11 protein-coding genes and 2 pseudogenes are annotated in these 13,602 nt (G+C 68.7%); 6 read left to right on the forward strand and 7 right to left on the reverse strand.

Translation table 11 applies throughout. The features are described 5' to 3' along the window. Positions 1–767: 767 nt before the first annotated feature. Together ACQPXS_RS01170 and ACQPXS_RS01175 are read right to left on the reverse strand one after the other, a co-directional pair. Complete coding sequence (locus ACQPXS_RS01170; protein WP_433446056.1) at positions 768–1,094, reverse strand: hypothetical protein; 327 nt, start codon at positions 1,092–1,094, stop codon at positions 768–770. Between the two features lie 389 nt (positions 1,095–1,483). Then, positions 1,484–2,074, reverse strand: a complete 591-nt coding sequence (locus ACQPXS_RS01175) for a TetR/AcrR family transcriptional regulator (protein ID WP_433446058.1) — start codon at positions 2,072–2,074, stop codon at positions 1,484–1,486. 190 nt (positions 2,075–2,264) lie between these two features. Here ACQPXS_RS01175 and ACQPXS_RS01180 point away from each other — a divergent pair, with 190 nt between their 5' ends. From ACQPXS_RS01180 to ACQPXS_RS01190, 3 genes and pseudogenes are all read left to right on the forward strand, one after another. Next, entirely contained in the window at positions 2,265–3,911 is a 1,647-nt protein-coding gene (locus tag ACQPXS_RS01180) for an MFS transporter (RefSeq protein ID WP_433446060.1), read from the forward strand. A 282-nt stretch (positions 3,912–4,193) separates the two neighbouring features. Continuing rightward, a complete protein-coding gene (locus tag ACQPXS_RS01185; protein WP_433446062.1) occupies positions 4,194–5,096 on the forward strand; it encodes an NmrA family NAD(P)-binding protein in 903 nt (300 codons plus the stop codon). Between the two features lie 462 nt (positions 5,097–5,558). After that, positions 5,559–5,855, forward strand: a pseudogene (locus tag ACQPXS_RS01190) (transposase); the annotation flags it as partial. A gap of 74 nt (positions 5,856–5,929) precedes the next feature. Here ACQPXS_RS01190 and ACQPXS_RS01195 read toward each other — a convergent pair. The 4 genes and pseudogenes from ACQPXS_RS01195 to ACQPXS_RS01210 all read right to left on the reverse strand — a co-directional run bounded on the left by ACQPXS_RS01195 (position 5,930) and on the right by ACQPXS_RS01210 (position 10,153). Continuing rightward, positions 5,930–6,874, reverse strand: coding sequence for a methylenetetrahydrofolate reductase (locus ACQPXS_RS01195; protein WP_433446064.1), 945 nt, complete (start codon positions 6,872–6,874; stop codon positions 5,930–5,932). Positions 6,875–6,929: 55 nt separating this feature from the next. After that, a pseudogene (locus ACQPXS_RS01200) lies at positions 6,930–7,933 on the reverse strand (IS5 family transposase). Positions 7,934–8,810: 877 nt separating this feature from the next. Then, positions 8,811–9,752 (reverse strand): M56 family metallopeptidase, encoded by a 942-nt coding sequence (locus ACQPXS_RS01205; protein ID WP_433446066.1) that lies wholly within the window; start codon positions 9,750–9,752, stop codon positions 8,811–8,813. A 14-nt stretch (positions 9,753–9,766) separates the two neighbouring features. Beyond that, complete coding sequence (locus ACQPXS_RS01210; RefSeq protein WP_433446068.1) at positions 9,767–10,153, reverse strand: BlaI/MecI/CopY family transcriptional regulator; 387 nt, start codon at positions 10,151–10,153, stop codon at positions 9,767–9,769. 152 nt (positions 10,154–10,305) lie between these two features. Here ACQPXS_RS01210 and ACQPXS_RS01215 point away from each other — a divergent pair, with 152 nt between their 5' ends. From ACQPXS_RS01215 to ACQPXS_RS01225, 3 genes are read left to right on the forward strand one after another with little or no spacing between them, the layout of a single operon-like run. Beyond that, positions 10,306–11,142, forward strand: a complete 837-nt coding sequence (locus ACQPXS_RS01215; protein ID WP_433446070.1) for an undecaprenyl-diphosphate phosphatase — start codon at positions 10,306–10,308, stop codon at positions 11,140–11,142. A gap of 58 nt (positions 11,143–11,200) precedes the next feature. Further along, positions 11,201–11,749: a Chromate resistance protein ChrB gene (locus tag ACQPXS_RS01220; protein ID WP_433455646.1), complete on the forward strand. Its 549-nt coding sequence runs from the start codon at positions 11,201–11,203 to the stop codon at positions 11,747–11,749. Positions 11,750–11,775: 26 nt separating this feature from the next. After that, positions 11,776–12,936, forward strand: coding sequence for an MFS transporter (locus tag ACQPXS_RS01225; RefSeq protein WP_433455648.1), 1,161 nt, complete (start codon positions 11,776–11,778; stop codon positions 12,934–12,936). Between the two features lie 15 nt (positions 12,937–12,951). On the opposite strand, the gene ACQPXS_RS01230 is transcribed toward ACQPXS_RS01225, so the two are convergent. Continuing rightward, positions 12,952–13,572 (reverse strand): DedA family protein, encoded by a 621-nt coding sequence (locus ACQPXS_RS01230; RefSeq protein ID WP_433446072.1) that lies wholly within the window; start codon positions 13,570–13,572, stop codon positions 12,952–12,954. Positions 13,573–13,602 lie beyond the last annotated feature (30 nt).

Consider the following 13,602-nt stretch of genomic DNA (forward strand, 5'->3'; position numbering starts at 1 on the left):
GGCGGGGAGGACTGACAGTAGTCCGACCCCACCGGCCTTGATCCATGCGGTGGCCTGAAGTGCGGCCACGAAGGCGGCGTTAGAGGGCTGTCATCCGCGTAGGTGTAACCGTTCAGGGATTGGGCCTCGCCCGAGCCTCGCCGTCGATGCCGCAACCCAGGCCGTCACCAAGCGCTACACGACAGCCTTCGGGGCACCGCGCAGCTCCCAGAATGTCTCACTCGCCAGGTGAATTGCGTCAGGTTCGTCCCACATGCCGCCGGAGTCCGACAGCCGGTACTCATGGCCACCCGGCCCTATCCACCAGTGGGCGCGCGTCGGCGCAGCGCGGGCGGAGCGGGCCGAAGGCAGGAGCGTCGCCCGCAGCGGAGCCGGGAAGCGCGCCCGGCGGAGCGGAGCGCAGCCGGGGCTTGATGGAAGTAGGGAAAGTTCTCCCGCTCGTGCGGCGTTGGTTATCAAGACCGGCCAGCGATCGAACGCGACTGGGCCTCTGACCTGCTCATTCTCAGACAGCGCGAGGCTAGCCGGCCGTCTCCTGGCCAGAGGATGGCCGCACGCTACCTCGGCTACACGATCGGGCCTCATCCATGCCAAGCCGGTCTACTGATCAAGGGTCTCACCGACCAGCTGACGAAGCCCACGGCTCTGAACTGCTCGGATGCCGTGGGCTTCTGTCCCTGTTGGTCGGCATCGGGTGATCTCGGACGGCCCCGGGACGGCCCCGGCTTCGCCGGACCGTGGACCGTCTTCGTAGCTGTATCGCGGGCTTATAGGTCCATGCGGGACGCACTGTCGCCGCGCCTGACGACAACGTGTGCCGGCCGGAACGGCAGACCGCGCAGCATCGGCTCCATGACCTTGAAGAGAGAGTCTCCATCCGGTCCGTAGGCGTAGAGGACGACCTCGCCCGCGCCGAACTCGTTGCCGTCGAATTCCCCGACCCCGGCCATATCGATCGCTGCGGCCATCACCTCCTCAGCGGCGTAGACCCGCTCTCGCTGGTCGGCGTCGCCGAAACCGTCAGCGGCAAGCCGGAAGTGGGCGATCACGGCGTGCTCGTCGTCCCCGCTGTCCGGGGCACTGGATGTCTCCATGGCGGAGACATTCTCACCGAGCTCTGACATCGCCTGCTGCGGCCGGGGTCACCGGGGGCTGGTGGCACGACCTCTTCGTCCCGAACTATCGGCCACTCGGTTATTACAGTCCAGGAGGCTGGTCACGGGGCTATCGAGAGCCATTCGTAGTCAGCTGCGGTCGCGGTGGTTGCTGTACTTCGCTGCTGTACAGCGATCACCGCCGCACTTGTGGAGAGCTGCCGGTCAACTGCAGCCAAAGCCCGCTGTCGCCTCGGTGGGCTGGCCGGTGCAGCCGCCCTCGGCGGTGACGTCAGGGGCGGCGCCCTTGTCGCAGGTGGCGGGGTCAGCCTCCATGGCGTAGACCTCCCGGGGCTTCTGGCCGGTTACGTGTGCCCAGCCGGCCCCGGTCAGTCTGTGCGCTGCTGCAATCCGGGCTGGGCGCTTTCGGTGAGAGCCGTGCGCGCGGCCTGCAGCAGTTCTTCGGAGATCGGGTTGCCTCGTGTAGCGCGGGCGAGGACGAGGGCACCGACCATCGTGCAGAGCTGGGCCATGCCGTCGTCGTTGCCGGTGGCCAGCCTGGCGGCGCGGTTCCGTATCCCGTTGACGTAGGCGTGCTGGGCACGGGCGGCCTGCTCGGGCTCACGCCCCAGGTCAGCGGCGAATCCGGAGACCGGGCAGCCGTCCGCGGGGTGATCACGGTGCCAGACCGAGAGGTAGTTCTCGATCAGCGTCCGACGGGCGGCCTCGTGCTCCCCGATGTGCTCCTTGAACGCCACCGCCGAGTGTGCCGCCTGTGCGGCGAAGGCGTGGGTGATGGCCTCGTCGACCAGGTCCTCCTTGGAGGCGAACTGCTTGTAGAACCCGCCATGGGTAAGTCCGGCAGCCTTCATCAGATCGGCGACGCTGACCGTGGTGCCCTTCTCGCGGAACATCCGGGAGGCGGTGGCCACGACGCGCTGCCGGTTCTCCTGTGCTTGCGCCCGGGACACGCGGCCCATGCGATCACTCTCCTCAGATAGATGTCACTTGCCATCTATCCTATCTCCAGTTTAGATTTTTGGTGACATCTATTTTCGGGCGGGAGATCAGCCCGGCAGGTCAAGCAGGGCCTTGCGCCGCCTCCCACCGTCTGAGGCTCACGGCCTCCGCCCCGCAATCGCAGAACTACCGACAGCACGGGAGACCCTTGTGGCATCACCGCCCACCCCCACCGGCTCCTCGACTCCCGCGGAGCCCACGCCGTCCGCGCCGCCTGCCCAGCGACGAAGCGTTTCCGAGGCGGTTCACCGTCGGCGGTGGGCCATCCTGACGGTGCTCTCGTGCAGCCTCCTGGTGGTGATGCTGGACAACTCGATACTCAACGTGGCGATGAAGACCATCGCCCAGCCCGCTCCCGCCGGACTCGGCTCCACCCAGAGCCAGCTGGAGTGGGCGGTCAACTCCTACACGCTGGTCTTCGCCGGACTGCTCTTCACCGCGGGCCTGCTCGGTGACCGGCTCGGCCGCAAGAAGGTGCTGCTCTTCGGCATGCTGATGTTCGGCGCGGGATCCGTGCTGTCCGCGCTGTCGGGCTCCTCCGGGCAGCTCATCGCCTTTCGCGCCGTGATGGGCTTCGGCGGCGCCTTCATCCTGCCCGCCACCCTCGCGATCATCATGAATGTCTTCGAGCGGGACGAGCAGCCCAAGGCCATCGGCATCTGGACCGGTGTGGTCGGTTTCGCCATCGCTGCCGGCCCGATCGCCGGTGGCGTCCTGCTGGAACACTTCTGGTGGGGTTCGGTCTTCCTGGTCAACGTGCCGATCGTGGTGGCAGCGATAGCCGCGATGGTGCTGATCGTCCCCGACTCCAAGGACCCCCGGCCCGGCAGGCTCGACCCCTTCGGCGTGCTGCTGTCGATCGCCGGTCTGGCACTGCTGGTCTACGGCATCATCAAGGGCGGCCAGCTGGGCGACTTCACCCGCTCCGAGTCCTGGGCGACGATCCTCGGCGGCCTGGCGGTCCTCGCCGGCTTCGTGGTGTACGAGGCCCGCAGCGACCATCCGGCCCTCGACGTCACCTCCTTCCGCAACCGGCGGTTCTCCGCGTCCGTGGCCGCCATCGGCCTGGTCTTCTTCGCCCTCATGGGTGTCATGTTCTTCAGCGTCTTTTACAACCAGAGCGTGCGGGGCTACAGCGTCCTGCAGTCCGGTCTGCTCGTGCTGCCGCTGGCCGCCTCTCAGATGTTCTTCGCCCCGCGGGCCCGACTGGTCGTCAACCGCTTCGGTGCCCGAGCCGTGTGCGCCGGCGGCCTCGTCCTGACCGCCGTGGCCTTCGCAGGCTTCCTGCTGCTCAGCCAGGACACCCCCATCTGGGTGCTGGAGATGCTGTTCTTCCTGATGGGCACGGGGATGGCCCATGTGATGCCGCCCGCCACCGTCATGATCATGTCGTCGCTGCCGCGGGAGAAGGCCGGCTCCGGATCAGCGGTCAACAACACCTTCCGGCAGGTCGGCGGAGCCATGGGAGTCGCCGTGCTGGGGTCGCTGCTGTCCACCACGTACCGCAACGGCATCGACGGCCACCTGGGCGTACTGCCCGCCTCCGACCGGCACGCCGCAGGTGAATCCGTCCAGGCGACCCTGGCCGTCGCCGAGAAGCTGGGACCTGCCGGCAGGGCGCTGGTGCGGCCCGCGCACGGCGCCTTCATCCATGCCATGCACATCACCGCCATGGGGTCGGCGGCCGTCGCCCTGGTCGGAGCGGTCGTCGTACTGATCTTCCTGCCGGGCAAGGACCCCGCTGTGGCCGCGGGCGGTGAAACGTCCCAGCGCAAGACCGCAGGGGCCCAACGGTGATCACAAACCATCCCCACGGACCACGGAGGCGACCGCTCGTCGAGGGACGTCGCCGCAGTGCCGCCGCTGACACCGCTGGCGCGGTGAGGCCTATGCGGACTTCGGTGCCGCTGACCTACTTCGCCCGGCAGTCGCAGAACCACCGACAGGACCGGAGGCCCCTGTGAAATCGCCACCCGGACCAGCGTGACATCGCCACGGCCAATGCCTCGCTGACAGCACCGCTGACGCTCTGATCACACCTCAACTCAGATATCCCGTTACTTCCAAGGAGATCGACTGATGACTGCCAACAACCTTGTTCTTATCCCCGGTGCCGGCGGCGTGGGCCGCACGGTCTTCGAACACTTGCGTGCCCAGGGGGTGCCGGTGCGTTTCATGATCCGTCGCGAGGACGAGCGTGCAGCTGAACTGCGGGCGCTCGGCGCGGAGGTCGTCATCGGTGACCTGACCCGGCCCGAGACGGTAGCCGCCGCGCTGCAAGGCGTGGCGCGGATGTACTTCGCGATGCGCGTGTCTCCGGACCACCTGCTGGCGGCGACCGTGGTTGCCTCCGTTGCGAGGGAGTACGGGAAGTTGGAGGCCCTGGTCGACCTGTCGCAGATGACTGTGTCGCAGATGACCGTCACCAGCACCGAGGAGTCGCACCAGCAGCGGCTGCACTGGCTGGCGGAGCAGGTCTTCAACTGGTCGGGTCTGCCGGTGGTGCACATCCGGCCGACGGCGTTCTTGGACACCCCGCTGTTCACCACGATGGCCGCGCGGTCGATTCAGGAGAACGGCACGATCGCGCTGCCGTTCGGCACCGGACGCACCTCGCCGGTCGCAGTGGACGACGTCGCCCAGGTCATCGCCACCGTGCTCCGCGATCCGGCTCCGCACATCGGGCAGGTCTACGAACTGACCGGACCGCGGTCGGTCGACATGACGGAGCTGGCCGCGGAATTCTCTCGGGCGCTGGGACGACCCGTCTCCTACGTAGACGTGCCGCCGGAGAGGTGGGAGGCACAGCTCCCGAAGCTGGGCATGCCGCCGCACCTCGAACAGCACGTCGCCACGATGGCCCAGCTGCACCGGGACAACCGTTACGACCGCACGACCGACGGCGTCGAGCGAGTGACGGGCACCCCCGCCCAGTCGATCGAAACGTTCGTCGCCGCTCGCAGGGACTTCTACCTGGGCTGAACCGCGTTTGCTAGCTGGGGGAAGCGCGATGCTTGCAGCGCTCGCCGACTCGCCTCGCCCATGGGGACTCCGTCGGCCTCGCTCGGATTCGCTGTCTGAGTGTCGCCAGACAGAACTGATGGAATGGCGCCGGAGCTGGTGGAAAGGTGCCGGACCCCGCCGCCGTATCGCCGGACAGGGGGAGAGAGACACCTCCGGGGAGGACGGCAACGGCCCGCCCGGACGTAGTGGCACGCGTGTGTCACGCCCCCGGACACGACGAAGGGCCAGCCCGGCATGCCCCCGAACTGGCCCTTCCCTCTGCTCCCCGGCGGGATTCGAACTTGCGACACCCGCTTTAGGAGTTCGATCCGAATCCGCTCCGGCTGCGGCCGTCGACTGGTGCGACAGTCGGACAGAGATGCTGGTGTACGTCCCTGTCCGGCGTCGTTGATGTCAGCCATGGATGTCAGAAGTCTTCCGATCACCGACGACCAGGAGCAGCTGCTGGCGTTCTACGACTATCCCGCGGAGCACTGGATCCACCTGCGCACCACAAACCCCATCGAGTCCACATTCTCCACCGTGCGGCTGCGCACCAAGGTCACGCGCGGTGCCGGATCCCGCACCGCCGCTCTGGCGATGACGTTCAAGCTGATCGAGTCCGCCCAGGCCCGCTGGCGCGCCGTGAACGCGCCTCATCTCGTCGCCCTCGTGCGCGCCGGAGCCCGCTTCGAGAAGGGACTACTCCTTGAGCGCCGAGAAGCCACAGCAGCCTGAGCTCCGTCGCAGTCCACGGGATTCGACGACCGGGTCTTCGGCGGAGCCGGGTGGCGCGTGGTCGTCGCCCGACCTCACACGGAGGGTCTACCGCGTCCGAGCAGCCCGTTCAGCTCGCCGGCGAGAGCCACTGAGGCGTCGATCTCGACCTTGCGGATCGACACGCTCTCCACGAGGAAACCGAACGGCATGCCGAGCCTGCGGCAGAAGGCGATCAAGTCCCGGGCGTTCGCCAAGCAGTGCTCGTACGACTCGGCCAGCGTGTCATCTGCGTGGAGCAGGGAGTTCTCGAGCCAGCGTGGGACGTCGACTCCGAGCCACTTGAGGAACGCCAGCGTCTTCATCGAGCCGCACACCGAGAGTGTAAAGAGGACGGGCTTAGGTTCGAGCTGCCGCTCGCGGCAAGCGTAGTAGTAGTCGGAGACCATGCTCTTCGCCGCGTCGGCACTGTAGATGACCTGCGAAATGAAATATGCGCTTCCCGCCTGCTGCTTGGCGATCAGCCGCAGGTGCTCGTCGGGGCGCTCTGTGATGGCCACGCCGCCGATCAGCAGATCCGGACGGACATCGCGGCGCAGGGCCTGTGCATTCGGCAGGCGGGTCCGCACCGCCTTGCCCTTCGAGGATGCACCCACGAAGACGCTGAGCACGCGGTCTGTGTCGGCCATCCGGAGCCAGGTCCGCAGCTGCGCCTCGGTGTACTTGCCGACACAGCGGTAGATGACCGCAGGGCGGTTCCAATCGCCCAGGTATTCCGCGTGATACGTGGCAGGATCCATCGTCGGCAGGTACGGGAACGGCCGTTCCTCCGGATTGCGATCGCTCTCGTCATCGATGTCGTAGAGCGCCAGACCATCCACGTCGAGGAAGTCCAACCGCGCCAAGGTCGCCGCGGTGATCTCCCGGATCCGCTCGGGAGTGGTGCTCAGGCGGGGCGGCGTGATGCCGTACAGGAGGACGCCGCTCTCGGCGTCAGTCAACCTCTTGCGGAGCGCGATGTTCTCGCTGTGGTCCACCATGCCGCCGAAACTAGCAGCTCACGCACCAGGCGCTAGGGCCTGTGTGATGTTGTGATCATCCAGTTGTCTTCAGGAGGTCGTTGATCCAGATCATCGACGCGCGGAGGTGGAGGCCGGCGAGGTAGCTCTCGGGCGTCTTGTCGTACCGAGTGGCGATACCCCGCCAGGCCTTCAACTTGTTGATGAGCCGCTCTACGGTGTTCCGCTCCTTGTAAAGATCGCCGTCGTGGCATGTGGGGCGGCCGCCCCGGCGGCCTTTCTTCTTCCGGTTGGCGGTCTGGTCCTTCTTCTCCGGGATGACTGCCTTGATGTTGCGTTTCCGCAGGTAAGAGCGGTTAGCGCGGGACGAGTAGGCCTTGTCGGCGGCGACAGCGTCGGGCCGGCTCCGGGGCCGACCAACGGGAAGACGGATGCGCACCTTCTGCAGCACGGGGACGAACTGCGGGCTATCGGCGGCCTGTCCTGCGGTCAGTACGAGGGACAGCGGACGGCACTTGCGGTCGGCGGCGAGATGGATCTTGCTCGTCAGTCCACCACGGGATCTGCCGAGCAGGGCCTGGGTCAAGCGGAGCTTGCGCCGCCGCCTGATCCGCCGTCGCTCTTCCTGCTCGGGGTCGTCCCTGCCGTCCTGTCCGTTCTGTTCTGGCGGGCCGCCCCTTTTTGCCGGGCCCGCTCCTGCTCGGCGGCGGCTTCCTCAAGGGCGTCCATGACGTCCTTGCCGATGCGCATCCCGGCCGCGTCGTGGTGAGCGCGGGCAGTGGTGGAGTCCACGCTGACCAGGGATAAGTCCGTCTCTCCCCGGCGGGCGGCCTCGGCGATCATGCCTTCCAGAAGAGCGGAGAAGACCCCGGCGTCCCGCCACACGCGAAAGCGCCCGTAAACGGTCGCCCACGGTCCGAACTCGGAGGGCATCTCGCGCCACTGAGCGCTGGACCGGAACCGCCAGATCACCCCCTCGAACTGCTCCCGCAGCCGCTCGGGGTACGGACCGTACTCGCCTATCGGCAGGTACGGCTCGATGAACTCCCACTGCTCGTCGGTGAGTTGCCTACGTGTCACACCCAGCGTCCTACCAGGTCCCGTCCCCACACGGGACGAGAACCCGAGATTGATCACGACCTCACACAGGCCCTAGGCGAGCATCACTGTGTGAGACCCTATTCGGCTACGCCCCGTCCGAGGGAGCCACGACAAGGCTCCGGTGGAGCGCTTTCTGAGTCAGGAGTCCGCCGCGAAGCCCTCGGCGACGCCAACTCATCGGCATCACTCGCTACGGCGCGAGGTCGAAGCCCAACCGCACTCGCCAGATCCACAGGACTTGACAATAACTCCCGTTTCCCCCCGTGACAGGCCTGCCTCGGCTCCCAAGGACCAGCCTGGGCGCCAACACGTGGCAGGGGCAGCTCTTCAAACTTGCGGCAGCGTCGCCGGGTCAGGGCCCGCAGGCTGCTCCGGGCCCCCAACCCTCGCGGCACCCTCAGCGGGAATCGCGATTGGCCCAGTTACGCGCTGAGCTTGCGGAGCTGCGCCTTGATCTGCTTCAGCTCTTCCATGACGCGGTCGACGGCGGCGTCGAGCAACATGCTGTAGCGCATTGGGGCAGCCAGCATTCCGTCCCAGCTCGCCCAAAGGTGCGGCTGCCACCGTTCTTCTGTCCGCGAGGTCCATTCAGGTATGTACGACGCATTCGGGGACACCCGCCGGGTCCAGACCGCCCTGATCGGCAGCGCGGATTCCGACCATCCCGTAGTACTGCCAACGGAAGCAGGGAGCTGGACCGGTTCCGCCTGCAGCATCGCTACGACACCTTCTGGTGCGGCACGTTGCTCGGTGGCTGCGGCAAGGAGCTGGCCGACAAGCGTTACACGGACCTTCTCTGAACTACCTGCGGCTGGTTTGTCGACGGGATCGCTGGGCGCATTCCGGTGAAGGCCACCTACCAGGCGCCGACTGTACGCAGCAGCAGGTGGAAGTCGTGGGCGGCTTCGGCAGTGGCGAGCGCGGCGGCGGTCAGCAAAGTTGCGGTTGCCGCGGTGAGGCCTGGATGGCGCCGGAGCGGCGGAGCGAGGAGCGCGGCGACGCGGCGGGGAACGGGGCCTGCGGTGGCGAGCGGGCTGCGGCGGCCGAGGATGCCGAGGGCGGCGCCGCCCGCGCGGGTGAGGGCCGGGGCGCGGCGTGCGGCGAGGGCTGCTTTGCCGACGGTGCGGGCGACGCGGGTGCGGTCGCCGGTGGCGGTGGCGGCGTTCTCGTCGGCCCAGCGTTCGATGGTGTAGGTGACGGCGGTGGCGAGGGGCCGCAGGAGAGGGTTGGCGGCGGCGCCGAGCTGGGCGAGGGCGACGAAGGCGTAGTGGTGGGCCGTCAGGTGCGCGCGTTCATGGGTGAGCAGGATGTCGTGCTCGGTCTCGTGCAGGGTGTGGAGCATGCCGGTGGAGACGACGACGCGGCCGGGCAGTCCGGGCAGCGCGTAGGCGTCAGGGGCTTCGTCCTCCGTCACGACCAGGCCGTCGCGCGCGGGCATGCAGGCCGCGTCCAGCGCCGCGGCGGCCAGCGTGCGGGCGCGGCGCCAGAGCATACGGGCGGCGGCGAGCACCGCGCCGCCGAGCAGCAGTCCCGCGACGAGCGCGATGGAGAGCTGGGTGGGGTCGTTGTGCTGCGCCCTGTGGGACGACCAGTGACCGAGGTCGGCCAGTTGCGGGATGCGGATGAGGCCGGTGACGGCCAGCAGGCCCAGGGAGATGGTGGTCGCCGCGCCCAGGACCAAAGCGGAGGCGGTGAGCAGCCAGGTGGCCAGGCGGGGCTCGCAGCGCTCGGACAACGGCCGCGCTCCAAGCGGGGCGAGGAGTGAGAGCAGCAGCGGCAGATAGACGGCGATGCGCATCCGGCGGGCCCCTGTCAGTCGGTGTCGGCTTCGGGGCCGAGGAGTTGGCGCAGCAGGTCGGCGTCCGTGTCGGACAGTTCGTCGGCGAAGCGGGCGAGCACGGCCTCGCGGTCGGGGCGTTCCTCCAAGACGGTACGCATCCGGCGGGCGGCGAAGCCGGCGTCGTCGGTGACCGGGGTGTAGGAGTACGCCCTGCCGCGGGCACGGCGAGTGAGCAGGCCCTTGGTGTGCATGCGAGTGAGGATCGTGACCACGCTGCTGTAGGTCAGCTCGCCGCCGAGGCGCTCGGTCACCTCGCCCGGCGTCAGCGGTCCGTCGGCCCGTTGGAGCAGAGCGAGGATCTCGTTCTCGCGGACGCCGTTGGCCCGTTTCGGACCGCGGGCGTGCGTGTTGTCGCTCACAGGGTCACCGTTCCCTCGCTCCTCGCCGGACGTGTATCTTCTACACGCGTGTGGGACATCTATACGGGTGTAAAAGTTCTGCTCCCCGAGTGTGCCATGCCGCCCGCCCTTCCCTCCAGACGACCCTGCCCGCCAGAAGATTGGGACCCCGTATGAGCGCCATCAACATCGGCCAGGCCGCCGTCCTAGGAGTCGTCGAGGGGGTGACCGAGTTCCTCCCGGTCTCTTCCACCGGCCACCTGAAGATCACCGAGGGGCTGATGAGCATCCCGGTCGACGACACCGCCGTGGTCGGCTTCACCGCCGTCATCCAGGTCGGCGCCATCGCCGCCGTCCTGCTGTACTTCTTCAAGGACATCGTGCGGATCTGCGCCGCCTGGGGCCGGGGCCTGGTCAACAAGGAGGAGCGCTACCACCACGACTACAAGTTCGCGTGGTGGGTGATCTACGCGACCATCCCGATCGTCGTGGTGGGCCTGGCCGCCAAGAAGCTCGTCGAGGGGCCGCTGGGGTCGCTGTGGGTGGTGGCCGGCTCCCTGATCGTCGGCAGTGGTGTGATGTGGGCGGCCGACCAGATGGGCCGGCACAAGCGCGGCGAGGACGACACCACCTTCAAGGACGCGATGCTGGTCGGCAGCGCGCAGATCCTCGCCCTGCTCTTCCCTGGCTTCTCCCGCTCTGGCGCCACCATGTCCACGGCGCTGATCCTGGACCTGGACCGGGTGGCGGCCACCCGCCTCTCATTCTTCCTGGGCATTCCGGCCCTGACCGGGGCCGGGCTGTACGAGCTGAAGGACGCCGTCGGCGCCGGGGTCGGCACCGCGCCGCTGGCGGTGGGCACCGCTGTGTCCTTCGTGGTCGCCTACGCCTCCATCGCCTGGCTGCTGAAGTTCGTCGCCAAGCACTCCTTCAACGCCTTCGTCATCTACAGGATCATCGCCGGTGTCGCACTGCTCGGACTGCTGACCAGCGGCATCATCAACGCCTGACGAACCACCAGGAACAACATCGAATGTAACGCGTGCTACATTCGCTGTCGTGTCGACCATGGAACCAGGGAACCGCTGGCTCGTCCTCGTGATCAAACTTCCCGCGGAGCCCTCCCGGCACCGGGTCGCGGTCTGGCGGGAGTTGCGCAAAGCCGGCGCGCTCTCCCTCGGACAGGGGGTCTGGGCCGTGCCGGACGTGCCGGCCTTCGCCAACGGCATCGGCCGGGCGGTCACACTCACGGAGCAGGCCGGCGGGGAGGCGGTGTCCCTGAACGCCTCGGGGCGCAGCACCGGGGACGCTGCGCGCTTCCAGGCAATGTTCACCGCCGCCCGCTCGGCAGACTGGGCGGAGTTCCTGGCTGACTGCGGCACGTTCGAGCAGGAGCTGGTCCGCACGGCCAAGTTCACCCTGGCCGAACTGGAGGAAGAGGAGCAGTCGCTGGAGCGGCTGCGGCGCTGGCACCGCGACCTGACGGCGCGGGACGTCTTCGGTGCCCCGGAGGCGGCCGAGGCGGCCCGGCGGCTCAAGGAGTGCGCCGCCGCCTGTGAGGACTACGCCGAGCAGGTCTTCGCCGCCCTCCACCAGACTCCCGGGGCGGACCGGTGAGCGCGCCCTCCGCTCCGGCCCCGCAGATGCGGCCGCTGTATGCGGCCGGGTTCACCACCGCCTTCGGCGCGCATGGGATCGCCGCCAACCTCGGCGGCCACACGCAGGACGCGGTCACGTCCCTGCTGGTGCTCGGCGGGCTGCTCGCTCTCTACGACGGAGCCGAGGTGCTCCTGAAGCCGCTCTTCGGCACTCTCGCTGACCGAATCGGTGCCCGCCCCGTGCTCCTCGGCGGGCTGGTGGCGTTCGCCGCCGCGTCCGCGCTGTACGTCGCCGCCGACAGCCCGGGCTGGCTGTGGGCCGCGCGCCTGGGCCAGGGAGCCGCGGCCTCCGCCTTCTCACCGTCCGCCTCCTCTCTGGTCGCCCGCCTCAACCCGGCGGCCAAGCACGGGCGCGCCTTCGGCAGTTACGGCTTCTACAAGTCGATCGGCTACACCCTCGGCCCGCTGCTCGGCGGCGTCCTGGTGTGGGCCGGCGGTCTGCGCCTGCTGTTCACCGTGCTGGCGGTGCTCGGGGCGGCGGTCGCCGTCTGGGCCGGGCTCGCTGTTCCCGCCGTACCCGCTCTGCCCAAGGCCCGCCAGACGATCCTTGACCTGGCCCGGCGGCTGGCCGACTCCGTCTTCCTCGCCCCGACGGCCGCGCTCGCGACGGCGACCGCGGCCCTGTCGGTGGGGGTCGGCTTCCTGCCGGTCTCCGGCCGCGCCGCCGGGCTGGGCACGGTCGCGACCGGGGCGACGGTGTCGGTGCTCGCCGGCTGCGCGGCCCTCGTCCAGCCGCAGGCCGGACGCGCTCTGGACGACGGACGCCTCACGACCCGCTCGGGCCTGGCGGCGGGATTGTCGCTCACCGCCGCGGGGCTGGCCTGCGCGATGCTGCCGGGGCTGACCGGCATCCTGCTCGCAGCGGCACTGATCGGTGCCGGTACGGGGCTGATCACCCCGCTCGGCTTCGTCGCGCTGGCATCGAGCACCCCTGCGGAGCGGCTCGGGCAGACCATGGGCGCCGCCGAACTGGGCCGCGAACTGGGCGACGCGGGCGGCCCGCTGCTCGTCGCCGCCGTAGCCTCGCTCGCCACGCTCACCTACGGCTTCGGGGCGCTCGCCGCGCTGACCGGGATCCTCGCAGTGGCTGCGTTCGCTTGTCGTCGCTCGGTGTCGTCCGTACCCCAGCCGGAAACCGAAGGGTGAACCCCGCGTGCTGCGTCAGGTCTGGTGGGCACGCCACAGGAGGCGCCGGCCGACGAATGCGGCGCCCACGACAGCGAGGGCGATGAGCGCGTAGAGCTGGTAGCGGGTTATCTCGTCGTAGAGGGTGGTGATGTGGGTACCGGCCGCGTAGGCCAGAGCCGCCCACACGCCGACCCACAGTGCGGCACCGAGCGCGTTGAAGGCGAGGAAACGGCGCCAGCGCATGCCGCTGGTCCCGGCAATGATGCCGTTGGCCTGACGCAGTCCCTCGACGAAACGGGCCACGGTGACGATCCCGCCGCCGTGACGGGTGAAGAACACTTCCGCCTTGTGGAAGCGTTCGGGAGTGAGAAGGACGTAACGGCCCCAGCGGTGCACGAAGGCCCGTCCGCCCCAGCGACCGATCAGGTAACCCACGTTGTCCCCCGCGACGGCCGCCACGAACGCGATCACCGCTACAGCCACGATGTTCAGCCGACCCGCCCCGGCATAGATCCCCGCTGCGATCAGAATCGTCTCGCCCGGGGCGGGGACGCCGAAGTCCTCCACGAAGACCACGGCGCCGACAGCCCAGTAGCCGTAATGGCCGAGCAGCGGAGCGAGGTGAGCCAGCGGACCCGGCAGGGGCGGTGCCATACCTTGCACCGTACGCGCCGGCCGAACCCG

It is taken from the genome of Streptomyces sp. CA-142005 (assembly GCF_050942335.1).
Taxonomy (GTDB): domain Bacteria; phylum Actinomycetota; class Actinomycetes; order Streptomycetales; family Streptomycetaceae; genus Streptomyces.